Annotated in this window: 20 protein-coding genes; 4 read left to right on the top strand and 16 right to left on the bottom strand. The window is 71.4% G+C overall.

The features are described 5' to 3' along the window. Positions 1–6: 6 nt before the first annotated feature. The 6 genes from K7C98_RS00695 to K7C98_RS00670 form a co-directional block, all read right to left on the bottom strand. Positions 7–2,502, bottom strand: coding sequence for a DUF4215 domain-containing protein (locus K7C98_RS00695; RefSeq protein ID WP_224189519.1), 2,496 nt, complete (start codon positions 2,500–2,502; stop codon positions 7–9). 164 nt (positions 2,503–2,666) lie between these two features. Continuing rightward, entirely contained in the window at positions 2,667–3,284 is a 618-nt protein-coding gene (locus tag K7C98_RS00690; RefSeq protein ID WP_224189518.1) for a hypothetical protein, read from the bottom strand. A 166-nt stretch (positions 3,285–3,450) separates the two neighbouring features. Then, positions 3,451–5,214 carry an FG-GAP repeat domain-containing protein gene (locus K7C98_RS00685; protein ID WP_224189517.1) on the bottom strand — a complete coding sequence of 588 codons (1,764 nt, stop codon included), beginning with the start codon at positions 5,212–5,214 and terminating at the stop codon, positions 3,451–3,453. Positions 5,215–5,300: 86 nt separating this feature from the next. Then, positions 5,301–7,073, bottom strand: coding sequence for a fatty acyl-AMP ligase (locus K7C98_RS00680; protein WP_224189516.1), 1,773 nt, complete (start codon positions 7,071–7,073; stop codon positions 5,301–5,303). 5 nt (positions 7,074–7,078) lie between these two features. Beyond that, the gene (locus K7C98_RS00675) at positions 7,079–7,360 is read right to left on the bottom strand and encodes an acyl carrier protein (protein ID WP_224189515.1); all 282 of its coding nucleotides are present in this window, start codon (positions 7,358–7,360) and stop codon (positions 7,079–7,081) included. Positions 7,361–7,441: 81 nt separating this feature from the next. After that, on the bottom strand, positions 7,442–8,581 hold the full coding sequence (locus tag K7C98_RS00670) for an N-acetyltransferase (RefSeq protein WP_224189514.1): 1,140 nt from the start codon (positions 8,579–8,581) through the stop codon (positions 7,442–7,444). 309 nt (positions 8,582–8,890) lie between these two features. Between K7C98_RS00670 and K7C98_RS00665 the strand changes: the two genes are divergently transcribed. Then, the gene (locus K7C98_RS00665; protein WP_224189513.1) at positions 8,891–9,850 is read left to right on the top strand and encodes a fibro-slime domain-containing protein; all 960 of its coding nucleotides are present in this window, start codon (positions 8,891–8,893) and stop codon (positions 9,848–9,850) included. A gap of 310 nt (positions 9,851–10,160) precedes the next feature. On the opposite strand, the gene K7C98_RS00660 is transcribed toward K7C98_RS00665, so the two are convergent. Further along, positions 10,161–10,547, bottom strand: a complete 387-nt coding sequence (locus tag K7C98_RS00660; protein ID WP_224189512.1) for a hypothetical protein — start codon at positions 10,545–10,547, stop codon at positions 10,161–10,163. A gap of 142 nt (positions 10,548–10,689) precedes the next feature. On the opposite strand from K7C98_RS00660, the gene K7C98_RS00655 reads away from it, so the two are divergent. Further along, positions 10,690–11,298 carry a hypothetical protein gene (locus tag K7C98_RS00655; protein WP_224189511.1) on the top strand — a complete coding sequence of 203 codons (609 nt, stop codon included), beginning with the start codon at positions 10,690–10,692 and terminating at the stop codon, positions 11,296–11,298. A 13-nt stretch (positions 11,299–11,311) separates the two neighbouring features. On the opposite strand, the gene K7C98_RS00650 is transcribed toward K7C98_RS00655, so the two are convergent. The 3 genes from K7C98_RS00650 to K7C98_RS00640 form a co-directional block, all read right to left on the bottom strand. Continuing rightward, positions 11,312–11,830, bottom strand: coding sequence for a gamma carbonic anhydrase family protein (locus K7C98_RS00650; RefSeq protein WP_224189510.1), 519 nt, complete (start codon positions 11,828–11,830; stop codon positions 11,312–11,314). A 43-nt stretch (positions 11,831–11,873) separates the two neighbouring features. Continuing rightward, on the bottom strand, positions 11,874–13,322 hold the full coding sequence (locus K7C98_RS00645; protein WP_224189509.1) for a serine/threonine protein kinase: 1,449 nt from the start codon (positions 13,320–13,322) through the stop codon (positions 11,874–11,876). 136 nt (positions 13,323–13,458) lie between these two features. Next, entirely contained in the window at positions 13,459–14,775 is a 1,317-nt protein-coding gene (locus K7C98_RS00640; RefSeq protein ID WP_224189508.1) for a DUF3108 domain-containing protein, read from the bottom strand. Positions 14,776–14,906: 131 nt separating this feature from the next. Between K7C98_RS00640 and pdxA the strand changes: the two genes are divergently transcribed. Together pdxA and uvrA are read left to right on the top strand one after the other, a co-directional pair. Further along, complete coding sequence (pdxA, locus tag K7C98_RS00635; protein WP_224189507.1) at positions 14,907–15,815, top strand: 4-hydroxythreonine-4-phosphate dehydrogenase PdxA; 909 nt, start codon at positions 14,907–14,909, stop codon at positions 15,813–15,815. Then, on the top strand, positions 15,812–18,919 hold the full coding sequence (gene uvrA / locus K7C98_RS00630) for an excinuclease ABC subunit UvrA (protein ID WP_224189506.1): 3,108 nt from the start codon (positions 15,812–15,814) through the stop codon (positions 18,917–18,919). Before pdxA ends, uvrA begins: the two co-directional genes overlap by 4 nt. A gap of 13 nt (positions 18,920–18,932) precedes the next feature. On the opposite strand, the gene K7C98_RS00625 is transcribed toward uvrA, so the two are convergent. The 6 genes from K7C98_RS00625 to K7C98_RS00600 all read right to left on the bottom strand — a co-directional run bounded on the left by K7C98_RS00625 (position 18,933) and on the right by K7C98_RS00600 (position 26,040). Next, the gene (locus K7C98_RS00625; protein ID WP_224189505.1) at positions 18,933–19,829 is read right to left on the bottom strand and encodes a hypothetical protein; all 897 of its coding nucleotides are present in this window, start codon (positions 19,827–19,829) and stop codon (positions 18,933–18,935) included. A 453-nt stretch (positions 19,830–20,282) separates the two neighbouring features. Next, positions 20,283–21,128: a hypothetical protein gene (locus K7C98_RS00620; protein WP_224189504.1), complete on the bottom strand. Its 846-nt coding sequence runs from the start codon at positions 21,126–21,128 to the stop codon at positions 20,283–20,285. Continuing rightward, the gene (locus K7C98_RS00615) at positions 21,125–21,700 is read right to left on the bottom strand and encodes a hypothetical protein (RefSeq protein ID WP_224189503.1); all 576 of its coding nucleotides are present in this window, start codon (positions 21,698–21,700) and stop codon (positions 21,125–21,127) included. The genes K7C98_RS00620 and K7C98_RS00615 overlap by 4 nt, the downstream gene beginning before the upstream one ends. Further along, positions 21,697–23,373, bottom strand: a complete 1,677-nt coding sequence (locus K7C98_RS00610) for an FAD-binding oxidoreductase (RefSeq protein WP_224189502.1) — start codon at positions 23,371–23,373, stop codon at positions 21,697–21,699. The genes K7C98_RS00615 and K7C98_RS00610 overlap by 4 nt, the downstream gene beginning before the upstream one ends. 34 nt (positions 23,374–23,407) lie before the next feature. Further along, on the bottom strand, positions 23,408–24,355 hold the full coding sequence (locus tag K7C98_RS00605; protein WP_224189501.1) for a diacylglycerol/lipid kinase family protein: 948 nt from the start codon (positions 24,353–24,355) through the stop codon (positions 23,408–23,410). A 50-nt stretch (positions 24,356–24,405) separates the two neighbouring features. After that, positions 24,406–26,040 (bottom strand): glycerol-3-phosphate dehydrogenase/oxidase, encoded by a 1,635-nt coding sequence (locus K7C98_RS00600; RefSeq protein WP_224189500.1) that lies wholly within the window; start codon positions 26,038–26,040, stop codon positions 24,406–24,408. Positions 26,041–26,110 lie beyond the last annotated feature (70 nt).

The raw sequence follows: 26,110 nt of genomic DNA, 5'->3' as shown, positions 1-26,110 counted from the left end.
GCAGGCTCAGCGGACGAACACCGCCCCGAACGCCTGCAGGTTCTTCTCGCCGTTGTCGCCGCCGCAGCTGGCGAGGTCGCCGACCGAGTGACCGAGGACCTGGCACATGCCCCCGGCCCCGCCGATGCCGATGTACGAGTCCGGCGAGGTGCAGTCGTCCTCCTGGTTGGCGACGATGCCGATCCGCACCTGCGGCCAGCCGGCCACCGGCCACGGCACTGAATTAAAGCCCTCGGCGTTGCAGAACGGCTGCAGCGAGCTGCCGGCGATCAAACTCTTCCACGCGTCGCGCCCGACCCCGGTCGCCACGTAGCCCGCGTTCATCAGGTTCTGCATCGACGGCCGATTGAGCCCCGGCAGCTTGATCGTCTTCAGCACCAGCGGGCCGCCGCCGATCTCGTACTCCATGCCGACCAGGACGTCGGCGAAGGGCACGCTCATGAAGCTCTGCAGCTTGGCCTCGTTGTGGTCGAGGTCGGGGAACTGCGGCTGGTAGGTGGCACCATTGGTCCACAGCGCGGCGGGATAGGCGAAGGTGCCGAGCCGGCCGTCGGCCTTGAGGACGAGGGTCCAGCCGCCGCCGTCGATCGTCATCTCGCAGAACACGTCGAACGGGGGCTGCGGCCCGGCACCGTCCGGATCGATCACGTAGACGCCGTTGCCGGCGCCCGGGTTGGTCTGCTTGATGGCCTTGCAGCTGCCGGCGATCGCACAAACGCCGGCGCTGCAGAAGCCGCTGGCGCAGTCGCTGCCGGCGTCGCACTCGAGACCGAGGCCGCACTTGCCGCAGCTGCCGCCGCAGTCGACGTCGGTCTCGCCGCCGTTCTCGAGGCCGTCGCCGCAGCTGGCTGCGACGCAGCTGTTGTCGCAATAGTCGTCGTCGATCTGGTTGCCGTCGTCGCACGCCTCGACGCCCTGCCAGACCACCCCGTCACCGCACCCGGCCGCCTTGCAGCTGTTGAGGCAGGCGTCGTTGTCGGACAGGTTGCCGTCGTCGCACTGCTCGCCCGCGCCGGGCTGGACGAACAGGTCGCCGCAGAACGGATTCTTGCACGCGAGGGTGCAGGCGCCGGTGTTGCTGTTGGCCTCGCCGGCGTCGCACTCCTCGGGCGGCTGCTCGAAGCCGTCGCCGCAGCTGGCGAGCTTGCAGACGTTGGTGCAGGCGTCGCCGTTGTCGTCGTTGCCGTCGTCGCAGGCCTCGCTCGGGCTCGTGTCGCCGTCGCCGCAGACGTTGAGGTCGCAGCCGGCGTTGCACGGCTTGCCGGGGCCGTTGTTGCCGGCGCCGTCGTCACACTGCTCGTCGACGGCGTGGACCAGGCCGTCGCCGCAGACGGCGTCCTTGCACGCGACGGTGCAGTCGCCGCTGTCGCTGTTCATGCCGCCGAGGTCGCACGCCTCGCCGTGATTGGGCTGGTGAATGCCGTCGCCGCAGGCCGGGAGCTCGCAGCTGTCGGTGCAGTCGTCGTCGTCGTCGCCGTTCTGACCGTCGTCGCAGCCCTCGCCCGGGTCGACGATGCCGTTGCCGCACTCCTCGAGCTCGCACAGCGGCGAACAGCCGTCGCCGCCCTCGAGGTCGCCGTCGTCGCAGGCCTCCTCGGGGCCCTGGTCGCCGTCGCCGCAGACGTTGAACTGACACTGATCGTTACACGCCTTGCCCGGACCGTTGTCGACGCCGTTGTCGCACTCCTCGACGCCGTCGCCGGTGTTGTAGAGGGCCCCGTCGCCGCACACGGCGATCCGGCATGCGGTGGTGCAGGCGGCGTTGTCGGCGTTGCCCGGCCCGTCGTCGCACTCCTCGCCGATGTCGACCTGGATGTGACCGTCGCTGCAGGTCGCGGCCGTGCAGCTCTCGGTGCACTCGTCGGTGTTGTCGAGGTCGCCGTCGTCACACTCCTCGGTCGGCGCGACGATGCCGTCGCCGCAAGTCGCCAGGGCGCAGGCGTTGGTGCACTCGTCGGCGTCGTCGTCGTCGCCGTCGTCGCAGCCCTCGCCGGGGCCGACCGCCCCGTCGCCGCAGACGTTGTCGGTGCAGTTCGCCTTGCAGCTGCCGGTGTCCGTGTTGTCGGCGCCGTCGTCACACTCCTCGCCGGGGCCCTGATCGCCGTCGCCGCAGGTGTTGGCCTGACACTGCAGGTTGCACGGCTTGCCGGGCCCGTTGTCGTCGCCGTCGTCGCACGCCTCGCCGGCGTCGATCTGCCCGTCGCCGCACACCGGATCGGGCCCGCTCGTGGTCGTCGTGGTGTCGGTGTCCCCGGTCGTCGTGCCGGTGTCGCCGGACGTCGGCTCGACCGTCATGCCGCCGGTCATGCCCTGCGTCGTCGTCGTCGGGTCGGTGACGCCCGAGGCGGTGGTCGACGTCGTCGGTACGCCGCTCGAGGTCTGTGCGTCGGTGGTGCTCGAGGCCTCGCTCAAACCCTCGGTGCCGGCCGTCCCGGCGTCGCCGCAGGCCGCGAGCAACAAGCTGGTCGAAAAGACAGATCGCCGCAGGCCACGCTCAATCATCCGCATGCTCACCCCTCCACGCCTCGCGGGTCGCCCAAGGATCGGGGGGCGATCATCCACAGATGTCTCCACGAGACCTCATATGCCTGCCAGAACCGGCAGAGGCACACAAGCGGCCGCGGAGCGGGGCAAAAGCGCGCGGGCGGGCGCGGTCGATCGGGCGATCAGAGCGCGGCCGGCAGCGGAGCGACGGGCGCGCTCGCGCGGCCGCGGACGAACAGGCGCTTCAGACCGAGCTTGGCGGCGAGGGCCGTACCTGTCCCAATGGCCATGACCGCAGGGGCAGCCAGGCCGCCGGTCAGGGCGACCGCGCCGGCGGCCACGAGGACGCCCACCGAGGTCGAGGCCGCCCCGGTGCCGGCCTCGACGGTGGCGTGCACGCAGGCCTGCTTGCCGGTCATGGTGCCGCGGCGGTAGGCGATCACGCCCTCGGCCGCGCCGAAGGCGGCGTCGACGACGAGGCCGACGAGGCCCGCGCGCGCCGCCGTGCGCGCGATCTGGGCCCCCGCGGCCCGGGCGGTCGCGACCGCGGCCACGCCCGCGACCTCGGCCGCGCCGGCCTGCGCCGCGACGTCCGTCAGCAGCGAGGGCGCCGAGGCGGCCACGGCCTCGGCCGCGGTGCGCGTGAGCACGGTCTGCAGGCCGGTCTGGGCCACTCCCGGGAGGACCTCCCGGCCGCCGGCGTCGTACAGCGTGCGCGCGGCGGAGCGTGCGGCGAGAGCGGCCTGGCCGGCGAGCGCCCCCATGACGAGATCGCGGTGACTGCGGGCAGGGTCGGTCATGGTGCTGACGCTAGCAAACCTCGGGAGCGTGCGCCCGCCGCGGCCGCGAGGCGCTGGCACACGCGACCGGAGGTGCGCGAACCGGGCTGCGCACGCGCGGCGCCGAGGCCGCGGGCGAGGGAATGCAACGGCTCTCAGGACATGTTCCAAAGGACATACGACGCCGCTACGGCACGAGCCCATTCCTCAAATTGTTGCCGCGCCCGGTCGGCCACAGCAGGCACGAGGCGCTCGAGCCGGGCACGGTGTAGACGCGCACGCTCTCGACCATGTCCTCGGCGTCCTTGAGCGAGACGACGATGTCGACCTGGCCGTCGCCGTCGACGTCGGCGAGCGTCGGCACGGGCATGGCGCCGCGGCGCGGCAGCGCCAGCTGGTGCTGGATCGCCCCGTCGCTGCCGAGCACGAACAGCGCGCCCTTGTCGTCGCCGGTGCTGTAACTGTTGAACACGACCTCGGGCACGCCGTCGCCCGAGAGGTCGCCGATCGCCACGCCGCCGGCGGCGACCTCGGGGTCGGTGGTGTACTCGGTGCTCCACAGCACCTCGCCCGCGGCGCTCACGGCGTGCACGCGCCCGTCGAAGCCGACGAACACGATCTCGAGGCCGGGCTGGTCGCCGCGCAGGTCGGCGACCGCGACCTGGTTGGTGATGCCGACGATGTTGGTGTCGCCGTAGTCCCACAGGCCCGAGAGGTAGCCGGGCAGGTGCACGGGCGGGTCGAAGCCGGCGCGGCGGCTGCCGTCGTGGCCGACGACCCACACGGCGACGCCCCTCTCGCGGTCGGTCTGGGCCGCGTTCTGCACGCTGGCGAGCATGATGACCTCGCGCTGGCCGTCGCCGTCGATGTCGGCGATCGCCGGGGCGGTGTTGGTGAAGTGGGCCTGCAGCGCGGTCTCCTCGTCGTCGGCGTAGCCCTGCATCGCCTCGGCGAGGACGTGCAGGTAGCGGACGCCGGGTGTCTTCGTCACGGGGAAGATGTCGGCCGCGTCGAACGCCTCGCCGCTGCCCTTATGAAAACTGGCGTAGGCGTTGTCGTGCGGCGCGATCAGGTCGGCCTTGCCGTCGCCGTCGAGGTCGCCGACGGCCAGGTTCTGGTCGTAGCAGCCGGCGAGGTAGCACTTGTCGTCGCAGCCGGAGCTGCCGCTCTGGTTGGGCGGGAAGCCGGGCACCGGGCTGCCGTCGCCGCGCCAGGCGTGGACGACGTCGGTCGGGCCGCCGTGGCCGACGCTGACGGCGATGTCGAGCTCCCCGTCGCCGTCGAGGTCGCCGGCGCCGATGCTGCGCAGCTCGTCCTCCCAGGTGACCGGAAAGCCAGGTGCCATCGTGCCGGTGCTGTCGACCAGATAGACCTGGTCGCGGGCCGCGAACGCGACCTCGAGCTCGGGCCCGCCGATGAAGTCGGCGACCACGGGGCTCGACCAGATCCGCCCGCCCTCGGCCTCGACCTTGAACAGGACCTCGCCGTCGCTGGCCCACGCGAGCAGGGCCCGGCCGCGCGGGGCGACGACCTCGTTGTCGCCGTCACCGTCGAGGTCGGCGACCGCGGGCGAGCCGAGCCAGGCCTCCTCCCAGCGATCCTTGAGGGTGATCGAAAGGACAGGTTCGGCCGCGATCGGCGAACCGACGCCCCCGTCGCAGCTCGGCGGCGTCGGCTCACCGGTCGGGTTGCCGGTGGTCGAGGTGGCGGTGGTGCCCTCCTCGGTGTCGACGCCCGGGTCGACGCCGGTGGTCGGCGCCTGCTCCTCGGTGGTGCCCCCGGTCGGCCCGCTGAGGCTGCCGGGCCCGCCGGTGATCTCGGTGTCACTGCCCGCCGGATTCGTGAGCGTCGCCGACGCCTCGGTCTCACCTTGCCCGGCGGCGGTGCTGCACGCCAGCGCCGCGACCGGCACGGCCGCGCCGAAGATCTTCCACGTCACCCCTGCCCGCATCGCGCACCTCCGCGGCGACGATACGCCAAAACACGTCGGCCCAGGCCGGGGCCCGGGCCGCGCGTCGACGCGCCGGGCGACGGCGCTCAGTCCTCGGCGTCGCGGCTGCCGAAGGCGGCGCGGATGTAGCCCCAGCGCGAGGTCGCGAGGTGCTTGATGACGTCGAGCGTGCCCGCCTTGACCGCGCCCTTGCCGAGCTGACCGTCGCGGTACAGCTCGGAGGTCTTGTGGCGCTGGAGCTTGCCGCTCGACGTCTTCGGCAGGCTGCCCGGGGCGAGCAGCACGACCTCGTCGGGCTTGAGCGCGAGGGTCTCGAGGATCTTGGCGGCGATCTTGTCGCGCAGGTCGTCGGCGTGGGGCGTACGGACCTCGGCGGCGACGATCACCCGCTCGCGCCCGAGCGACGCGTCCTCGACGCCGAAGGCGACCACGTTGCCGCGGCGCACGCCCTCGACCTGCGAGGCCTGCCACTCGAGGTCCTGCGGGTAGTAGTTGCGGCCGTGGATGATGATGAGGTCCTTGATCCGGCCGCATACGTAGAGCTCGCCGTCGACCAGGTAACCGAGGTCACCGGTGGCCAGCCAGCCGTCCTTGAGCGCCTGCATCGTGCGCTCGGCGTCGCCCCAGTAGCCGCGCATCACGCTCGGACCGCGCAGCTCGATCTGGCCGACGCGGCGGTCCGGCACCGGCTGGCCCTCGGCGTCGACGATCCGCAGCCCGTGCTCGGGGAAGGCGCGGCCGCAGCACACGACCTTCAGCGCGTCGTCGGCCGCGCTCGGGGCCGCCTCGCCGCGGACCAACTTCTCGGGGTCGACGGCCTCGGCGCGCAGGTCCTCCTCGAGGCCGACGAAGGTGACCGCGAGGCTGTGCTCGGCCATGCCGTAGCACGCCAGGAACGCGGTGCGCTTGAAGCCCCAGGCGGCGAAGCGGTCGGCGAACGCCCTGAGCGTGTCGTACTGGATCGGCTCGGCTCCGCAGCCGGCCACGCGCAGGTGCGAGAGGTCGACGCCCTGCAGCTCGTGGTCCTTGATCCGCGTGGTGCACAGGCCGTAGGCGAAGTTCGGCGCGAAGGAGACGTGGGCCTTGCGCTCCGACAGCTGGCGCAGCCACAGCGCCGGCCGCTTGAGGAACAGCAGCGGCGACATGAACTGGACCCCGCGCACCTGCAGGACCGCCGGCGCGAACACGAAGCCGATGAGGCCCATGTCGTGGTAGAGCGGCAGCCAGCTGAGGCCGATGGTCTCGTGGTCGGCGTGGAGGCCGGCGCCGAGCGCCCGGATGTTGGCGATCAGGTTGGCGTGGGTGAGCGTGACGCCCTTCGGCCGCGAGGTGCTGCCCGAGGTGAACTGCAGGAACGCGACGTCGTCGGGGCGCACGTCGACGCCGATCGGGGCGGCGCGCTCGTCGACTTGCTTGACGAACGACTGGTAGACCTCGACCGCGCGCACGCTCGGCACGTTGCTCATCAGCTTGCCGAGGATCGGCCGCACCTTGCCGTCGGTGACCACCAGCGCGCACCCGGCCTGACGCAGGATGTGGGTGGTGTTGGCGAGGTAGCCCTCGAACTGCCCGAGGTTCATCGGCGGGTACACCGGCACCGGGATCGCGCCGGCGTACATCGCCCCGAAGATCGCCTCGACGAACTCCGACGAGTCGGGGAGGATGAGACCGACCCGCTCGCCGGCGCGGACGCCCGCGGCCTGCAACGCGGCGCCGAAGCGCCGGGCTCGGCGCGCGGTCTCGGCGTACGAGAAGAACTTGACCGGGTCCTTCTCCTGGACGAGGTGCGAGTAACCACCCTCGGGCCGGCCGTCGGCCGCGCCGTCGAGCGCCTGCGTGAGCGTCTCGGGCCGCTGCATCGCGCTCAGGCCTCGCCGCGCTCCTGCGCGATCACCTTGACGACCTCGCGCGCGACGTCGCCGACGGTGACCACGTGCTGGAACAGCTCCATCGGCATGGTGATGCCGAACTGGTCCTCGAGGTCGGACACCATCTCGAAGCTCTGCATCGAGTCGAGCCGCAGGTCCTGGATCAGGTGCGACTGCTCGGTCACCGGCGAGGCTGGCTTTTCGGCCAGGTTCTCGTCGAAGTAGGCGAACATCTTGGCCAGCACGGCTTCGTAGGTGGGGCTTGCGGCTTCGGTCACGGCGCTCCCAGGGTGACGGCGGCTATATCGCAACTGGGCCGCGACCGGAAGCCGCGCGCGCGGCGGCCTCCGTTAGCGGGGTCACAGCGCCGTCTCGTACACGCGATAGGTGGCGACCTGGTAGCCGCCCATGCTCTTCACCGCGGCGTTGACCCGATCGTTGTCCTCGAGCGTCCAGCCGATCTGGCCCTCGGTCCAGCCGAGCCGCTGCGCGGCCCTGTGCGTGGCGAGGAACAGCAGCGTGTCGATGCCCTGGCCGCGGTACTTGTTCTTGATCCCGAGCAGGATCAGCCGCCCCCCCTTGACGACCTTGCGGACCTTCAGGTCCCACAGGAGACGCACGATCCCGAACGGGAACAGCCGGCCGTCGAGCTTCTTCAGCACCGGGTTGACGTCGAGCATCGTGATCACGAACGCGACCGGCTCGCCCTTCACCTCGGCGATGATCGGCAATCCGGGCTCGAGCACCATCTTGAGGTCCTTGGCGATGTGCAGGTACTCCTCGCGCCCGACCGGGACGAAGCCCCAGTTCTTCTCCCACGCCTCGTTCATGATCTCGAGCGAGCGCAGGACCTCGGCGTCCCAGTCGTCGAAGCGCATGTCGCGGACGGTGATCCCGCGCCGCTCGGCGACCCTGGCCGCGAGCTTGGCGACGCGCTCGGGGATCGGGCGCCGGGGGTCGATGCCCCAGTGCAGCAGGTCCTTGGCCTTTTGCAGACCTGTCCCTTGGAGCAGGCGGTCGTAGTACGGGGGGTTGTACGGCATGTTGATGCCGGGGTCGCGCTCGAAGCCGTCGACCAGCACGCCCGAGATGTAGTTCATCGACAGCTCGAACGGCCCGATCATCGCCGTGCAGCCGCGCGCCTTGAGCCACGCCCTGGCGGTTTCGACCAGCGCCTGCGCGAGCGCGGGGTCGTCTGGACATTCGAACATGCCCAAATAGCCAGTCTCCTGGCCGTGGTATTTCACGAAGTCCTCGTCGCGCACGGCGGCGACCCGCGCGACGTCGCGCCCGTCCCGGCGCGCGATCCAGAACGCCGCCTGCACGTGCTTGAAGAACGGGTTCTTGGCCGGGTCGAGGTAGTCCCGCCGGTCCATCAACAGCGGCGGCACCCAGCGCGGGCTCGGGTGGTGCTCGCGGTTGATGTACCAGGGCACCCGGATGAACCGCTCGACCAGCTTGCGGTCGCTGAGAGGGACTTCGATGAGCTCGAACGACATGAGCAGCTCCGACGGGGCCGATGGACCGCACCAGGCGGCTCAGGCCCAGCCGCGGGGCTACCGCCCAGAGCTCGCGAGGTCAAGTGCGCAGTCACCGCTGCGAACGCCCGAGGGGCTTCCCCCCGCGCTCCCGGCCGCTTCGCCGGCTATCCTCGCTGACGTGCCGGTGCCCCGCGCGCGCATGCGTCATGCTTTCTTTCAGGATGACCTTTCGGTCATGTCCGATGATACCGGCGGCGCTCGCCCGCGCTCGAATGTCCGCCGACGCCGCGCCCGGCGCCCGCATCACCCCGTGGAAGCGAGTTGACCATGCGACATGTCCTTAAAGCCATCTTCATCATCGCCCCGCTCCTGCCCGCCTGCGGCGAGCCGACCCAGGGCAAGGACCCGACCGACAGCGACGCGTCGTCCGCCACGCTGACGGGGGTCGGCAGCTTCACCGGCGCGAGCACGACCACCGACTCGACGACCGGCACCGAGACGCAGGGCGGCAGCGAGAGCGACAGCCAGGGCACGACGACGACGACGACGCCGACGACGACGACGCCCACCACCGACCCGGTCGACAGCACGACGACGACCACGACCACCGGCTTCCCGCAGACCAACACGTCGCTGCCGGACTCCACCGGCTTCGAACCGCCGACCTGCGACCCCGTGATGAAGGCGACGATCCGCGACTTCCGCACGAGCCACCCCGACTTCGAGACGTTCGGCGGCGACGCAGCCTACGAAGGCATCGTCCAGGAGGACCTCGGCCCCGACCAGAAGCCGGTGTACGCCCACCCCGGCGCGACCGACCAGACCACGGGGCCGGCGGAGTTCGCCCAGTGGTACAACGACACGCCGGACGTCAACATGGCGTTCGAGATCGACATCCCGCTGACCGAGGTCCAACCCGGCCAGTTCACGTACGAGAACAACGCGTTCTTCCCCATCGACGACCAGGGCTGGGGCAACGAGGGCAACCCGCACAACTTCCACTTCACGACGGAGATCCACACCGAGTTCACGTACCAGGGCGGCGAGGTGTTCACGTTCACCGGCGACGACGACCTGTGGCTGTTCATCAATGGCAAGCTGGCGATCGACCTCGGCGGACTGCACCCTTCGCTCAGCGACACCATCGATCTCGACCAGAACGCGGGGTACCTCGGGATCACGATCGGCCAAAACTACGCAATGGATATCTTCCACGCCGAGCGCCACACGACCGAGTCGAACTTCCGCATCGATACCAGCATTCAGTGCTTCGTGATCCCGGGGTGAATTGCGCAGAGGTCACCGCGAGTCCGAAGACGCGGGGCCTGAAGATCGTCGAGAGGGCGGACGAGGGGCGGCGTGGCGGGTCCCTCGCGACGCGAGACCTGCCATGCCAGGTGCTCGACGCGGAGTGCTTTGCTCGAGCATGTCCGAAGAGTCATCCCGCGTCTGCGCGCCAGGCATGGGGCCCCTCGCTGCGTCCCACCACGCCGCCCCTCGTCCGCCCTGTGGGAATCGTCGTGGCCCCGCTTGTCGCCGCGGGCAGGACTCAGTGTGTCGCAAGGTCAAAGCTTCGCGTGTCCCGGGTTAGCCGAGCCTATGCGGCGGGCAGCGGCGAGCGCTTGTCCCACGCGGCCTGGGCGTAGGGGAGAAGCGAGCCGCGGAAGCACACGACGACGACGAACCACGAGCGGATGTCGGGCCGCGGCTCGCCCGCCTCGTGGTGCGTGGGGTTCGCGGCGGGCTGGAACTCGAGGCAGTCCTTGAGCGGCGCGAGCGTCGACTCGATGGCGGCGAGCGCGGCCCGGGTCGCCTCGACGCGGCGCCCGGGCAGCGTCTCGTCGCCGGCGTACTTCAACCTGAAGTGGACGAATCGGTGGGCGTCGTGGGTCGGCGACCACGTCGCGAGCGACCACTGTGCCCGCAGCTTGTGTCCGGCCGCCAGCGCCACGATGTACCTTGCGACCTCTTGGACGTCGATCACGGCGGGTCATGATACCTGCACTCCGCGAGCGTCGCGACGAGCGGGCAGCGCCCGAGGTGGCATCGGGCTCGGGCCGACCGGTCTCGTGCATCAGGAGCGGCGACCGTTGGCCTTGCGCGTCGAGCAGGATAGCTTGTCGTCGATGACGATCCTGGCCGAGAACCCGGAGACGGGCGAGCTCACCGACCCCCGCGAGCTGCCGCGGACGATCCGTGCGCTGCTGCAGGGTCACCCGCAGGTGCGAAGCGTGCACGAGCTGGGCAAGCTGCGGCTGCCGGGGGGAGAAGTGTCGATCGCCGACACGCATCACTTGCACAAGCAGCCGCTCGTTCGCAGTGTGCCTCGCCGCCAGCACCCGGTGACGCTGCTGTGCGGCGACGACCCGACCGAGGTGGGCGCGGTCGTCATTCGCTTCGGCGAGGGCGAGGTCGCGACCGTGGAGCGAGCGATCAACACGTTCCCCTACGACGAGGACGACCGGCTCCGCCTCAAGGGCACGCTCTGCGCCGTCTTCGACTACCGCACCGTCCGCAACCTGCATGAACCCGAGCGCGAGCGGATCTCGGCGCTGCTGGTGCTGGGCGACGAGCACCCGGGGGCGCTGATCGCCATCCCCGGTCTGAGCCGCGCGTGGAACGTCCTCGTGTTCCGGCCCGCGCTCGACGGCGACACCTTTTATTCGATGTGGTGGGCGCTCGACGGCGAGGGCTCGCCGCTGGCGCTCGTCATCGACTGTGCGCTGTTCGCCTGACGCGGTGCCCCGATCAATCGGACTGTTCGGCCAGGTACTCGGCGGCGCGCTTGACGTAGACCGTCCAAGCGTGCTCGATCCACTCGCGGTCCTTGGCCGTCAGCTGGCGGACCACCCGGAACGGGTTGCCCATCACCATCTCGCCCGAGCGCACCACCTTGCCGGGCGGGATGACGGTGCCGGCGGCGACGAACGACCACGGCTCGACGACCGCGTTGTCGAGCACGATCGAGCCCATGCCGATCAGGCTGTTGTCGCCGATCGTGCAGCCGTGGAGGATCACCTTGTGGCCGACGGTGACGCGCGCGCCGACGGTGGTGTGGGAGATGCCCTCGGTCGCGTGGATCACGGTGCCGTCCTGGATCGACGTCTCGGCGCCGATCACGATGGCGCCGTCGTCGCCGCGCAGGACCGCGGCGGGCCACACCGAGGCGCGCGGGCCGACGACGACGTCGCCGATCAGCGTGGCGGCGTGGTGCACGAACGCGGTCGGCGCGACCTGGGGGCGGATGCCTCGCAGCTTCTCCAACATGCCGGACTGCCCTGTCCTCTCGCCTATCGAGCTGACTGAAAGGTCAGGTCAGCACCAGGAAGGCGACCACGCCGCCGCCGACCAGCAGCAGCAGCAGCACGATGATCCAGGCGGAGCCGCCCTCGCCCTTGTTGGTGGGCTCGGGGGGCCGCGCGGTGCGTGGGTCGGGCGGGATGGTGCGGTTGCCGGGGGGCGGGCGCTTGCCGGCCTTGCTGTCGCCGCCGGGCGGGGGCGGCGGGACCTTGTCCTTGCCGAGGCCGAGTTGGTCGACCAGCGACGGCTCGTTCTTGTCGGGCAGCGGCTCGGTCGGGGTCGGCGACAGCGCGAGGCGGTTCGGCGTCACGCCGCCGGGCGCCGGGGTGAACACGTCGACGTCGAGCGGCTGGCTCGGGTCGAGCGCCTTCGGCTCGGCGATCGCCACCACCGGCTGCGCCCCCGCGGAGGCCTCTTTCTTGTCCTCCTGGCCGAGCGAGCGGAAGTGCAGCATCTCCTCGTTGATGAGGTTGATGATGAGGTTGTTGCCGCCGGGCGAGCGCTCCTGCTGGGCCTTGTTCTCGGCCTGGCGGCGCTCGGCCTCCTGCTCCTCGCGGACCGGGCGACAGAAGTCGATCAGGTCGCGGGCCGAGACCTTGAGCCGGTGCGTGAACAAGAACCCGAGCAGCGCCTCGGCGAAGTCGTCGGCCGTCTGGTAGCGCTGCGAGATGTCCTTGTGCAGGGCCTTGAACAGCACCTGCTCGAGGTCCTCGGGCACCTGCGGGTTGTACTGGCGGATGCTCGGGACCTCGCCGGAGCGGACCAGGGCGATCGTCTCGTAGTCGTTCTTGCCGCGGAACAGCCGCCGGCCGGTCAGCATCTCGAAGCCGAGGATGCCGGCCGCGTAGAGGTCGGCGCGCGCGTCGATGTCCTCGGCGCGAGCTGCCTCCGGGGACAGGTAGCTGTACTTGCCCTTGACCACGCCCGGGTCGGTCGACTCGAGCTGCGTGGTCGCCTTGGCCAGGCCGAAGTCGGTCAGCTTGATCTCGCCGTTCCACGAGATGAGGATGTTCGGCGGCGAGATGTCGCGGTGGATGATGCCGAGCGGGCGGCCGGTCTCGCTGTCGGTCAGGCGATGCGCGTACGACAGGCCCTTCAAGATCTCGTTGAGGATGAAGACGGTCAGCGCCACCGGCATCGGACCGCCGCGCTTCACCTGGTACTCGAGCAGCGTCTTCATGTTGATGCCATGGACGAAGTCCATGACGATGAAGTAGGTGCTGTCGCTCTCGCCGATGTCGAAGACGGAGACGATGTTCGCGTGGGCCAGTCGCAGGCTCAGCCGCGCCTCGTCGAGGAACATGCGGACGAACCGCTGATCCTTGATGAGGCCGGGGAGGATGCGCTTGATCGCGACCTTCTTCTTGAAGCCCGCCATCGACTCGGCCTCGGCGACGTACACCTCGGCCATGCCGCCGGCGTCGAGCTTGTAGAGGGGTCGGTAGCGTTGCGAGGTCATGGTTGCGCGGGGCTCAGGCTGCTGGTCGGGCCAGGTGGGCGTGGAAACTATTCAATCTCGCGGAGGGTGCAAATCGCGGTGGCAAACCGCGAAAACGCGAGGCAGTGTAACAAAGGTTTCGGCTCCAGGGCGCGCATCATCCGGGCACGGGCCCGGCGGCCGGAACCGCCGCCGGGGGGCGAGCAGGCGGCCCGGCGGGCGCCCCCGAGCTCGCCTGCGGACGCGGCGGATCATACTGCGTCAGCACCAGACGGACGACACCGAACCATATGTCGCTCTCCACGGCCAGCGGGATCCGCCGGCCGTCGGTGCTCACCCAGACGCGCATTTTATACGCTTTTTTGCCGGGAATTGCCGCGCCGTAGCGGTCGACGCGGGTGATCACCCCCTCGAATTGTTGCACCTGGTCGGGAGCGATCCCCAGCGACGTGCCGATCGGCGGCATGCCCTCGAAGCGGACCGGCCCCTTGCCGGTGATGTCGACCCGCAGCAGCACCGTGCCGTCGAGGCCGTACGCCTTGACCTTCTCGCCCGGCTTCAGGTCGAGCGAGCGCACCCACGCCATGATCGACAGCGGGTCGAAGGTTTCGACCGGCAGGCGCTTGCGCAGCGTCGACGACCGCTCGTCGCGCTTGTCGGCGATCTCGACGAAGCCGCGGCCGAAGTACGTGGTCGTCGTCTCGCGCCGCTTGTACGCGCCGGGCAGGCCCTCGCGGCGGGTGATCGAGCCGGTCTCGATCGGCGCGCCGGTGGTCGCGTCGACGTAGGCCGCCATGTCGTAGACCAGCGTCGTCAGCAGCGCGACGACGCCGCTGGTGCGCGCCGAGCCCTCAAGGCGGATGCGGTCCGGCGAGCCGTTCGGGCCCGGCTCCCGCGCCACCACGCCGGCCTCGGCGATGCCGGTCGGGTTGCCGCCAAAGATGATGTCGTACTTGAAGCGCTCGCCCGGCAGCAGCGTGAAGCCGAAGCTCGGCGGCCGCGGCGACGCCTGCAGCCGCCGCGAACGGTCGACGAGTGGCGGCCGCGCCAGCTCGCCGCTGCGCCCGACCAGCGGCGACAGACCCCGCTCCTCACGACCCTGCACCAGCGCGTTCGGCGGCTCGACCCGCGGCAGGCGTGAACCGTCTGTCGCAAAAAATCCGAGGTCGATCTCCGGCGCCGCCAGCCGACCCTCGGGCTTCGCCGGCGGCTCCGGCGGCGGCTCGACGCGCGGCTGCTTCGACGGCGTGATGCGGACCGACTTGTCCGATTTGTCCCTGGTTGCGGTGGGAGCGGTGGGAGCGGCGGGAGCGGTGCCCGTCGGCGTCGCGTTCGCGGGCGACGTCGTCGTGGTCGGCGGCGTCTCGTCGCGCTGCGTCGTTCGTGCGACCGCCTCGCCGGACATGCTCCAGGTCGCGACGCCCGCGCCGATGCACGGCGCCGATGTAGCGAGGGCCGCGAGGGCCGCGCTCAAGGTCGCGCGTGTAGGCCGCGAGGGACTGGGGCGCTTCGTCATGACGCGAGGCAAAGATGGTAGAGTGCCGGCCCTTTTCCGCCAACTCTAAGGAGCTCTTGAGTACCGCATTGCCAGCTCTGCCGCCCCTCGTGGTGACGCAAGGCGACCCCGAGGGGATCGGCCCCGAGCTCCTGCTCCGCCTGGGGGACGCCGGCGCGCTCCGCACAGGAGATCGCGTCATCGCTGACGGCGAGCGCCTCACGGGGCTCGCCCGCGCTCTCGGCACCCCCTGGGCGGCCCGCGGACTCGACGCGCTCGCGCCGCTGATCGACGACGTGCGCGGCGGCCAGGTCGCCGCGCTCGTCCGCGGCGTCGACCTCGTGCTCGAGCGCCCGGGCGCCGCGCTGGTGACCGCGCCGATCGACAAGGCCGCGTGCAAGGCCGAGGGCTTCGCGTTCCCCGGCCACACCGAGTACCTGGCCTCCCGCGCCGGCGTCGACGAGTTCGCCATGCTCATGATCGGCCCGCGCCTGCGCGTCGTGCCGGTCACCATCCACGAGCCGCTGCGCCGCGTGCCCGAGCTGCTCACGCCGGCCGCGATCGTCCGCTGCGGCAAGCTGCTCGCGCGCACCCTGCATCACCACCTCGGCCTACCCTCGCCGCGGATCGGCGTGCTCGGCCTCAACCCGCACGCCGGCGAGCGCGGCATGCTCGGCGACGAGGAGCAGCGCATCATCGAGCCGGCGCTCGCCGAGCTCGCGGCGTGGGCCGCCGCGGCCGCGTCGCCGTGCACCTTCGTCGGCCCGCTCGCGGCCGACTCCGCGTTCGTCACCCACTCCGAGGGCGGCCTCGACGGCCTGCTCGCCATGTACCACGACCAGGGCCTCGGGCCCTTCAAGCTGCTGCACATGCGCGACGGCGTCAACATGACCCTCGGGCTCCCGTTCACCCGCACCTCACCCGACCACGGCACCGCGCGCGACATCGCGGGCCGCGGGGTCGCGGACCCCAGCAGCATGCTGGCGGCCGTCGCCCTCGCTCGGGGACATGTACCATGAGCCAGGCATCCAAGACCCGCAAGTCCGCCGCGGCCTCGCCGGCGCCCGCCGCCCCTGCGGCCGCTCCGGCTCCGAAGGCCTCCAGGGCCGCCGCAGCGACCTCGAAGGCCGCGCAGGCCGTCGCCCCCGCGCCCGCGCCGGCCGCCCCTCCGAAGCCCTCGACGGCGGCGCAGGCCGTCGCTCCCGCGCCCCCTTCGATCCGCGAAGCCGCTGAACCGGTGGTCCCGGCGGCGGCCGCCGTCTCGCCCGCGACCGCGCCCGTACCTGTCCCTCCGAACAGCATCAAGATCCGCGGCGCTCGCACCCACAACCTCCAGGGCGTCGACCTCGACCTGCCGCGCGGCAAGCTGGTCGTCCTCACCGGCCCCTCGGGCTCCGGCAAGTCGAGCCTCGCGTTCCACACCATCTTCGCCGAGGGCCAGCGCCGCTACGTCGAGAGCCTGTCGGCCAGCGCGCGTCAGTTCCTCGCGCAGCTGCCCAAGCCCGACGTCGACCTGATCGAGGGCCTGTCGCCGTCGATCGCCATCGAGCAGTCGTCGCCGGGCAAGAACCCGCGCTCGACCGTCGGCACCTCGACCGAGGTCTACGACTTCCTGCGCCTTTTGTTCGCCCGCTGCGGCGAGGTCTTCAGCTGGCGCACCGGCAAGCCGATGAAGCGCCACAGCGTCGAGGACATGCTGGCCGCGATCCTCGCCCTGCCGCCCGGCACCCGCTTCAGCGTGCTCGCGCCGGTCGTGCGCGACAGCCCCGGCGACCACCACGAGCTGCTGGAGGACCTGCGCCGCCAGGGCTTCGCGCGCCTGGCCGTCGACGACGAGGTGCGCGACCTCAGCAGCGAGGAGGTCAAGCTCGACCCCAAGGTGCGCCACACGATCGAGGTCTACGTCGACCGCCTCGTCCTCAAGGACAACGTCCGCGGCCGCCTCGCCGACTCGGTCGAGACCGCCCTGCGCCTGTCCGGCGGCCAGCTCAAGGTCGTCACCCTCGACGGCCAGGAGCTGCAGTTCAGCGAGCGCTTCGCCGACCTCGACCACGGCCTCGCCTACCCCGAGCTCACCCCCGGCCTGTTCTCGTTCAACAGCCCCGAGGGCGCCTGCCCCGAGTGCGACGGCCTCGGCGGCAAGCGGATCTTCGACCCGCGGCGGATCGTCCCCAACGAGCACCTCAGCATCAAGGAGGGCGCGCTCACGGCCTGGACCCGCCGCGCCGGCAAGACCGCCAGCGCCCAGCTGCAGGCGCTCGCCGAGCACTACGGCTTCGACCTGTTCGCCCCGTGGGTCGACCTGCCCGAGGACGTCAAGATCGCCATCATCCAGGGCACCGGCACCGAGGCGGTGCCCGGCCTCGCCGGCAAGAAGGCCGCCCCGTTCGAGGGCGTGATCCCGAGCCTGCAGCGGCGCCTCCGCGAGGCCGAGGACCGCGTCGACGAGGTCGACCCCGACGACGGCGGCGGCACGCTCGACGAGATCGCCGAGCTGATGGCCGAAGTGACATGTCCCATGTGCCAGGGGCAGCGCCTGCGCCAGGAGGCGCGCATGGTCAAGATCGGCGGGCGCAACATCGCCGAGCTGGCGACCGTGCCGATCGAGCAGCTGGTGCCGTTCCTCGACGCGCTCGACCTCGGGCCCGAGACCGGCGAGGTCGCCGAGGCGATCCTGGCCCAGGCCAAGCAGCGGCTCAAGTTCATGCTCGAGGTCGGCCTCGGCTACCTCACGCTCGACCGCACGACGATGACGCTGTCCGGCGGCGAGGCCCAGCGGATCCGCCTCGCCACCCAGATCGGCGCCGCGCTGGTCGGCGTCACCTACATCCTCGACGAGCCGAGCATCGGCCTCCACCAGCGCGACAACGACCGCCTGATCGCCTCGCTCGTGCGCCTGCGCGACCTCGGCAACAGCGTCATCGTCGTCGAGCACGACGAGGACACCATCCGCGCCGCCGACTTCCTGGTCGACATGGGCCCCGGCGCCGGCACCCAGGGCGGGCGGGTCGTCGCCGCCGGCCCGCTGCAGGAGGTGCTGCAGAACAAGCGCTCGCTGACGGCCGCGTTCCTCACCGGGCGCATGACGATCCCCGTGCCGGAGAAGCGGCGCGGGGGCGTCGGCCCGGCGCTCGTCATCTCGCGGGCCACCGGCCACAACCTCAAGGACATCACCGTCAAGATCCCGCTCGGCGCGCTGACCTGCGTGACCGGCGTCAGCGGCTCCGGCAAGTCGAGCCTGGTGATCGACACCCTGCTGCCGGAGGCGGCGCGGCGGCTCAACGGCGCCTCGACCTTCGGCCTCGCCCACCACGGGATCACCGGCCTCGAGCAGCTCGACAAGGTCATCCACGTCGACCAGTCGCCGATCGGCCGCTCGCCTCGCTCCAACCCCGCGACCTACACCGGCCTGTTCGCCGAGCTGCGCACGCTGTTCTCCAACCTGAGCGAGTCGAAGATCCGCGGCTACACGCCGTCGCGCTTCTCGTTCAACGTCAAGGGCGGCCGCTGCGAGTCGTGCCAGGGCGACGGCGTGCGCCGCATCGAGATGCACTTCCTGCCCGACGTGTACGTCACCTGCCGCAGCTGCGACGGCCGCCGCTACAACCGCGAGACGCTGGCGATCACCTACCGCGGCAAGAGCATCGCCGACGTGCTCGAGATGTCGGTCGCCGACGCCTGCGAGTTCTTCGCCAACTACCCCAACCTGCGCCGCGGCCTCGAGACGCTGCGCGACGTCGGCCTCGGCTACGTCACCCTCGGCCAGAGCGCGCTCACCCTGTCCGGCGGCGAGGCCCAGCGCATCAAGCTGGCCAAGGAGCTGGCGCGCAAGAGCACCGGCAAGACCCTCTTCATCCTCGACGAGCCGACCACCGGCCTCCACTTCGGCGACATCAAGCAGCTGCTCAAGGTCCTCGACCGCCTGGTCGACGAGGGCAACACCGTCGTCGTCATCGAGCACAACCTCGACGTCATCAAGTGCGCCGACTGGATCGTCGACATCGGCCCCGAGGGCGGCGAGCGCGGCGGCAAGCTGCTGGCCGCAGGGCCGCCGCAGCAGGTCGCGAAGGTCAAGGACAGCGCCACCGGCCACTACCTGGCCCGCGTCCTCGGCATGGCCTGAAGGACGTCGTGGCTCACGGCGCGTCTTCGGACGGCCCGACCGCCCGATCTCGCGACCCCGGGAGCTCACCGCTCGACTCCACCTCGAGGAGCAGCCCGTCGTCGAACGCGCGCCCGAGCCAGCGCTGCAGCAGCTCGAGATCGCGGGCGAAGGCAGAGAGCGCGCTCTCCACCTCGTCGAGCATGCGCTCACGAGCGTGGAGCAGCTTCGGGGTATAGACGCCGCCCGCGCCGAAGATCAGCGCCTCGGCCCGCGAGCGTTCGTCCTTCGGCGCGGCCTCGTCCAGGATCGTCTTGAACCGCGCGAGCAACGTGTCGCGCGGCGTCGGTCCCGCGTTCGTCGGGAGCATCAGCATGCGCATCACGAAGGTCGGCAGGATGTGCTCCGGATCTTCGCCGCGGAACACGGGCTCGAGCAGGTTGCGACGGTGGTCGAGCAGGATCGGCGTCGGTTGGTCGACGAACGCCGCGACGCCGACGCTCCCCGCCACCGCGCCACCCGCGATCTGAAGCGCCACCCGTCCCTTCGCCTCCTCGTCGGCGAGCTCCCACACGCCGGCACCGATCGCCACCGCCGCACCGATGATGAGCGAGATCATCGTCCGACGGATCTCCCGCGCGTTCGAATCGGCGTCGATCTTGACGCGGACCGACTCGGCGCTGTCGCCGAGACAGTCCGCGGCGTAGACCGACGCGTCGAGCTGGGACGAGAGCGCCGCGAGCTGCATCGCGATCGCCTGCCTCCGAACCAGGAAGGAGCGTTCGCCCTCCCTTCCGGTCCTTCGATCACGGAGCATGCGCGCGAGCACGGGCTCGAGCCCCGCCGCGAGCACCGTGCGTCGCACCTGGCGGGGGATCGCGTCGAGCTCGGCGGCGAGCGACGGATCTTCCTCGGTGAGCGCGAGCGGCATGCGGAACTCGTCTCCCGGATAGGCCCGATTACAACGCGACGAGTGCGCCTCCGAGGCGACGACGGCCCGCCGCGGCGGGCGAGCAGGCATTCCAGGTCCGAATGGAATCGCGCAGGCATTCGCTGCGGCGAGGACTGCGACGAGGACGAGGAGGACAGGTCGTCTCATACGTGCTCCGGTGCGGCAGAGTTGGAGCTTCCTGCTCCCCGGCGCTCGAGCATTGCAAGGCGATGTTGGCAGGCCAACATACGTACTGGCGTCGCCTCCGACGTGGAGGTAGCTCGTCGCTATCCGAAACCGGGGGGTCAAGACATGACCCCTTCAATATTTAATCAAATGTTAATCCGAATCCCTCACACCACTCATTGAGAGGCGGGCGCCTGCTCCGCCAGCGAGGTCTCGTCGGTCGCAACGAATGGCGAGCGAGCGGCAGCGAATCACCGGCGCTGCGCCTCACTCCCGGCCGAGCCACTTGCGCGCGCGCGCCAGCCGGTCCTCGTCGACGAACAGCACGAAGAACGCGCACATCTGCAGGGCGAAGAACACCAGCTCGCGCATGGTCACGGCGATCGTGACGAACATGCCGAGGCCCATCGCGTAGCCGAGCGGGCGCAGGCGGCGGACGGTGAACAGCAGCGGCGAGGCCAGCTCGAACGCCAGCGCCAGGTGCTGCAGGAAGGCCCACACCGGCATCGAGACGTTGCGGACCATCCACGCCGCCGCATCGGTCATGAAGTTGAGCTGGACCTGATGCCACAACGTGTCGCTGTGGGCCAGCCAGTCGCCGAACCTGACCTTGCAGACACCCGCGCCGAACAGCTGCGCGAGCATCGTGAACTGCAGCGCCCGCAGCGGCCAGGCCGAGCGGATCGTCGGCCGCCCCGCGGGGTCCTTCTCGATCGGTGGCGCGAGCGCGAGGATCAGCAGGCCGCCGACGAAGATCTTGTTGATCGTGAACGCGGCCAGGCGATCGGCGCCGGTGACGTAGGCGGTGCCGAGCAGGACCGGCCAGATCGCCAGGCGCGGCCTGACGCCGAGCACCAGCGCGACGATCGCGGCGAAGTAGGCCGCGCCGAACCACGGCAGCGCCGCCTCCGACAGCAGCGGCACCGCCTGCTGGAACCCGCCGCTGGCCGCGCCGCCCGGGTGGTAGCCGACCGGCGTGAGCCACTCGGCGGCGAAGCGCCAGCGGAACGCCACGTAGTACAGCAGCGTCGCCGCGAACAGGCTGCGGAACACGACCAGGCGCCCGGCCGCGACCGGGCCGAACACGAACTCGAGCGCCCGCCGCCGCGTCATCGCGACTTACCCGTCTCTTCGGACATGTCCTTGCGGTCACTCTCGCGCAGGTCGTGGCTCGACAGCACGCGCACCGGCGCGGCGCCTGGGTCGGGCTTGTGCCAGCGGCCCGCGGGCGGGCGGGCGCGGTCGATCCGCTGCGCGCCGGCGAGGAAGCGGACCGCCACCACCGGGCTGCGCGCCGGGTCGAGCTCGCGGTCGCGGGCGGCGAGCCAGCGGGCGAGGTCGAGGCGCGCGGCGTCGGAGCGGTGGCCGAAGCGCTCCATGAAGCGGTCGAACCGGCTGCGGTAGCCGAACGGCTCCATCGGGAACAGCGCCCGCTCGTCGATCGCCTCCCACTCGCGCCGGCCGCTGCGCAGCACCTGCACGAAGTAGTACGAGACGCTCTCGGGCCGGTGGCGGAACAGGCAGGAGATCGATCCGAGGTCGCGCACGATCGTCGGCCACCACGCCGCCGGCGCGGCCTGGATCGCGCCCTCGCTGATCGGCACCAGCCAGACCACGAGCACCAGCAGGGCCGCGGCGACGTCGCGTCGCAGCGGGCGCGCGGGCGCGGCGGCGGGCTCGGTCACCCGGGCAGCACCTTGCCGGGGTTGCAGGTGTGGTTCGGGTCGAGGCTGTCCTTGAGGCCAGCCAAGAGTGCGACCCCGACCTCGCCCTTCTCGCGCGCGAGCCACGGCGCGTGGTCGGTGCCGACGCCGTGGTGGTGGCTGACGGTGCCGCCGCCGGCGACGATCGCGTCGGTGGCGGCGCGCTTGACGGCCAGCCACTGCTCGACCTCGGCGCCCTGCTTCTGCGGGAAGATCATCGTGAAGTAGAGGCTCGCGCCGTCGACGTAGCCGTGCGACAGGTGGCACATGACGATCGCGCGCGCGTCGGCGTCGGCCGGGTTGTCGCGCAGGGCGTCGTGGATGGCCCGGTGGACGCCGCGGTAGAGGTTGTGCAGGTCGGACCAGCGGACCGAGGTCTCGAGCGTCTCGACGGCGATCCCGCGGTCGAGCATGGGGTCGCGCATGTACGGCATGGCGAACCGCTTGGCGTACCAGCGCTCGCCGGCGCGGCGGCCGAGGTGGACGCCGCCGAGGCGCTCGATGACCGCGCGGGTGCGGACGCCCGACTCGAGCACCGTCTCGCGGTCGCCCTCGAGGCCGACCAGCAGCAGGCAGCGGCCCTCGCCGTAGCCGCGCCACGCCAGCGCCTGCATCGCCGCGCGCTCGATCGCCCCGGGCGGGTGCTGCGCGCCCGAGAAGCTCTGGAGGAAGTGCGTCTCTGGCCCATCGGACAGGCGGAGCATCGCCACCGGCAGCTCCTCCTGCAGGATCGTCCGCACCGCTTTGGCGCCCGCCACGAAGTCCTTGAAGAAGTAGCCGCGGTAGTCCTTCTCGGCCGGCACGCGGTGGATCTTGACGGTCGCCTCGGTGATGACGCCGAGGATGCCCTCGCTGCCGGCGACGAACTGATTGAGGTTGGGCCCGACCGCCGAGGCGGGGAAGCTCTCGGTGCGCCACGGGCCGCGCGGGGTCGCCAGCTCGGCGGAGACCAGCCACTTCTCGGCCTTGCCGTAGCGGTACGACTGCTGCCCGGCCCCGCGCGCGGCGATCCACCCGCCGAGGGTCGAGAACTCGAACGACTGCGGGTAGTGTCCGAGCGTGTAGCCCTCGCGCTGCAGCGTGCGCTCGAGCTCGGGCCCGTAGATGCCGGCCTGCACGCGGGCGGTCAGCGACTCGGCGTCGATCGCCAGGACCCGGCCGAGCCGCGTGGTGTCGAGCGTGACGACGCCGCGCTGGCCGTCGCGGCGGCGCGCGTTGACCCCGCCGACCACGCTCGAGCCGCCGCCGAACGGGATCACGGCGATGCCCTCGCGGTCGCAGTGGCTCACCAGCGCCTGCACCTCCTCGCCCGTGCCGGGGTACACCACCGCGTCGGGCGCCTGTCCCAGGTCACCTGACCGAACGGCCAGGAGGTCGAGGTAGCTCTTGCCGCGGGCGTGGAAGGCCCGCTCGTAGCGGTCGGTCTTGACGTGGCCGGCGCCGACGAGCGCGCGCAGGGCCTGCAGGTCGGGCTCGGCCAGCGCCGGCTCCGCCAGCTCGACGCGCTCGAGCGGCGCGGCCGGGCGGTGCGGCAGGGTCTTGCGGCCGAGCGCGTCGGCGACCCAGCGCCACACCTCCGGTTCGCGGCGGCCCAGTTCGAAGCCCGTGTGGACGAAGCCCCAGCCGTTCCAGCGCAGCGCGCGTCGGTCGATCATCGGTCTGTCCCTTCGTACATGTGAGAGTGTCGGGTCAATAGCGCAGGGTCAGCGCCCCGGGCAACACGGTGAACGTCGCCGGCAGCCGGCCCGGCGCCTCGCCGTCGACGTCGAGCAGGACCTCGGCGCCCGGGGCCGCGCGCGCCTGCACGCGCGCGCCCGAGAGGTGGCGCACCTTCGGGTGCTTCAGGTGCTCGCCGCGGTAGATCGCGTTCGGGTCGCGGACGAAGTCGAGGAGGCCCATGTCGTGCATCGCGATGACCTCGAAGCGCCCGTCGCTCGGGTCGGCCATCGGCGCCACGTGCATGCCGCCGCCGAAGTAGCGCCCGTTGCACACCGCCGCGGTGTTGACGACCAGCGCCAGCTCGGGCCCGTCGTCGACCTGCAGCACCACCTCGGTCGGGCGGTAGCGCAGGAGGCCGCGCACGGTCGCCGCGAAGTAGGTGAACTTGCCGCCGAACAGCTTGGTGAAGCGGGCGCGGTTGACCTCGCGGTCGACCACGCCGGACACGCCGAAGCTGGCGATGTTGATGAAGTAGCGGGCGGCCGGGCTGCCGTCGTCGGCGACGTAGTCGAGGCGGCCGACGTCGAGCGGCCGCAGGCGGCCCTCGGCGATCTGCCGCACCTGGGCGTCGACGTCGCCGGCGGCGCCGAAGCTCTTGCGGAAGTCGCCGCCTGTCCCGAGCATCAGGAGCGAAAGGACAGCCGTCTCGGAGACCTTGACGTCGGGGGCGCCGGGGCGGGGCGGCTCGAAGAAGCCGTTGACGACCTCGTTGTTGGTGCCGTCTCCGCCGCAGGCGATCACCAGCTCGACCCCGTCGCGCAGGGCCTCGCGGGTCAGCCGGGCCGCCGCCATCGGCGCGTCGGTGAAGACGACCTCGACCGGGCCGAGCGCCGCCTCGAGCTTCGCGTGCACCTCGGGCCAGGCCCGCGCGAGGCGGCCGCGGGAGGAGTTGGGGTTGACGATCGCTCGCGCGCGCATACGAGGCCCTTTAGCGCCCCCACCACTTTACGGCCCGGCGGGGCCGGATGTCATGCGACGGTGGCATAGCGGTCCAGCACGCGGTCGACCTGACGGACCTGTTCGGCGCGGTCCCACCCGCGCGTGGCGGCCATCAGGCGCGCAGCGGACTCGAGCGCGCGCAGACCGGGGTCGCCGAGCTGGCCGAGGCCGGTGCGGCGCAGCACCGCGTCAGCGAGCTCGACCGCCCACTCCGTGCGGGCCGCGTGCACGATCTCCGCCCCGACCTCCGGCAGCCCCGGCCGCAGCGGCGCGCCGAGCGGCGGGTCGGCCCGTATCAGCGCGATCACCTCGCCGGCCCGCGCCCCGTAGTTGCGCGCGAGGTGGTGCAGCAGCGGCTCGGGCAGCGTCGGGTGGCGGGCCTGCAGGTCGGCGACGTAGGCGCGGAAGTTGCCGATCGCGCCGCCGGGCAGCGGCGTGCGGTGGGTGATGGTCGGCGTGCGCGGGCGGCCGAGCAGGCGCAGCGCGAGGTCGACGACCTTCTCGGCGAGCGCGCGCGAGGTCGTCCACTTGCCGCCGATCGCGGAGATCAGGCCGGGCACGCCGTCGGTCTTGCCGTGGTCGCAGACCTCGGCGCGGCGGCTCTTCTGATACGACCCGGACTTCGGGCCGTCGTCGTCGACGAGCGGGCGCATGCCGCCGTAGCTGTGGAGCACGTCGTCGCGGCGCAGCTCGGCGCCGGGGTAGAACTGGTTGACCGTGGCGACGAGCCCGGCGATGTCGGCCTCGGTGACGCGGAAGTTGTCGGGGTGGCCGGCGTAGACCTCGTCGGTGGTGCCGATGAGCGCGTGGTCGCGCCACGGCAGGACGAAGAAGTGTCCTGTCCCGGCGGCCATCATCAACGCGACCTCGCGCGTGAGCTTGCGGGTGATGATGTGGATCCCCTTCGAGCGGACCAGGTGGGCCTGCGGCGGCTGGCCGAGGGTCTCGAGCATCAGGTCGGCCCACGGCCCGGTGGCGTTGACGACCACCGGCGCGCGCAGCTCGACGAAGCCGTCGCCGGGCAGGCGGCCCTCGACCTTCGCGCCGACCACCCGCGCGCCTTCGCGCACGAAGCCGACCGCCTCGCAGTAGTTCACGACCTCGGCGCCGGCCGCCGCCGCGCTCAGCAAACACTCGAGCTCGAGCCGCTCGGGCGAGAACATCTGACAGTCGTAGAGCAGCGCCCCCCCGACCAGGCCGTCGCCGCTGAGGCTGGGCTCGGTCGCCAGGACCTCGGCCGGGTCGAGGGTGCGGTGGGCCGGCAGGCGCTGGTCGGGGTCGGGCAGGCGGTTGCGGTCCCAGGCCAGCAGGTCGTACACGGTCAGGCCGAGCCGCATCTCGGTCAGCGAGTTGGCCGCGCCGCGGTAGATCGGCAGCAGCATCGGCAGCGGGTAGACCAGGTGCGGCGCGTGCAGCTCCCACAACCGCCGCTCGCGCAGCGACTCGCGCACCAGCCCGAACTCGAAGTTCTTGAGGTAGCGCAGGCCGCCGTGGATCAGCTTGGAGGACGCGGCCGAGGTCGCGCTGCAGAAGTCCTGCTTCTCGACCAGCACCACCCGGAGCCCGCGCAGCGCCGCGTCACGGGCGACGCAGGCGCCGGTGACCCCGCCGCCGAGGATCACGAGGTCGTAGGTCCGCTCAGCCAGGCGCGCGAGGCTCCGCATGCGGGGCAAACCTACTGTCCTTCCGACCGGGCCACCAGGCCCTCGTGCGCATTGTCCGCGAGACACCGTT

This window comes from Nannocystis pusilla (assembly GCF_020073745.1).
GTDB lineage: Bacteria > Myxococcota_A > Polyangia > Nannocystales > Nannocystaceae > Nannocystis > Nannocystis radixulma.
This window is presented reverse-complemented; position numbering and strand designations above follow the sequence as displayed.

Excerpts from the sequence above, each read along its gene's own strand:
- K7C98_RS00665 (WP_224189513.1), top strand. The coding sequence starts at position 8,891 with ATGCGACATGTCCTTAAAGCCATCTTCATCATCGCCCCGCTCCTGCCC.
- uvrA (WP_224189506.1), top strand. The coding sequence starts at position 15,812 with ATGAGCCAGGCATCCAAGACCCGCAAGTCCGCCGCGGCCTCGCCGGCG.
- K7C98_RS00620 (WP_224189504.1), bottom strand. The coding sequence starts at position 21,128 with ATGACGCGGCGGCGGGCGCTCGAGTTCGTGTTCGGCCCGGTCGCGGCC.
- K7C98_RS00610 (WP_224189502.1), bottom strand. The coding sequence starts at position 23,373 with ATGATCGACCGACGCGCGCTGCGCTGGAACGGCTGGGGCTTCGTCCAC.
- K7C98_RS00650 (WP_224189510.1), bottom strand. The coding sequence starts at position 11,830 with ATGTTGGAGAAGCTGCGAGGCATCCGCCCCCAGGTCGCGCCGACCGCG.
- K7C98_RS00685 (WP_224189517.1), bottom strand. The coding sequence starts at position 5,214 with ATGCGGGCAGGGGTGACGTGGAAGATCTTCGGCGCGGCCGTGCCGGTC.
- K7C98_RS00670 (WP_224189514.1), bottom strand. The coding sequence starts at position 8,581 with ATGTCGTTCGAGCTCATCGAAGTCCCTCTCAGCGACCGCAAGCTGGTC.
- K7C98_RS00680 (WP_224189516.1), bottom strand. The coding sequence starts at position 7,073 with ATGCAGCGGCCCGAGACGCTCACGCAGGCGCTCGACGGCGCGGCCGAC.
- K7C98_RS00655 (WP_224189511.1), top strand. The coding sequence starts at position 10,690 with ATGACGATCCTGGCCGAGAACCCGGAGACGGGCGAGCTCACCGACCCC.
- K7C98_RS00645 (WP_224189509.1), bottom strand. The coding sequence starts at position 13,322 with ATGACCTCGCAACGCTACCGACCCCTCTACAAGCTCGACGCCGGCGGC.
- K7C98_RS00605 (WP_224189501.1), bottom strand. The coding sequence starts at position 24,355 with ATGCGCGCGCGAGCGATCGTCAACCCCAACTCCTCCCGCGGCCGCCTC.
- K7C98_RS00600 (WP_224189500.1), bottom strand. The coding sequence starts at position 26,040 with ATGCGGAGCCTCGCGCGCCTGGCTGAGCGGACCTACGACCTCGTGATC.
- K7C98_RS00625 (WP_224189505.1), bottom strand. The coding sequence starts at position 19,829 with ATGCCGCTCGCGCTCACCGAGGAAGATCCGTCGCTCGCCGCCGAGCTC.
- K7C98_RS00690 (WP_224189518.1), bottom strand. The coding sequence starts at position 3,284 with ATGACCGACCCTGCCCGCAGTCACCGCGATCTCGTCATGGGGGCGCTC.
- K7C98_RS00695 (WP_224189519.1), bottom strand. The coding sequence starts at position 2,502 with ATGATTGAGCGTGGCCTGCGGCGATCTGTCTTTTCGACCAGCTTGTTG.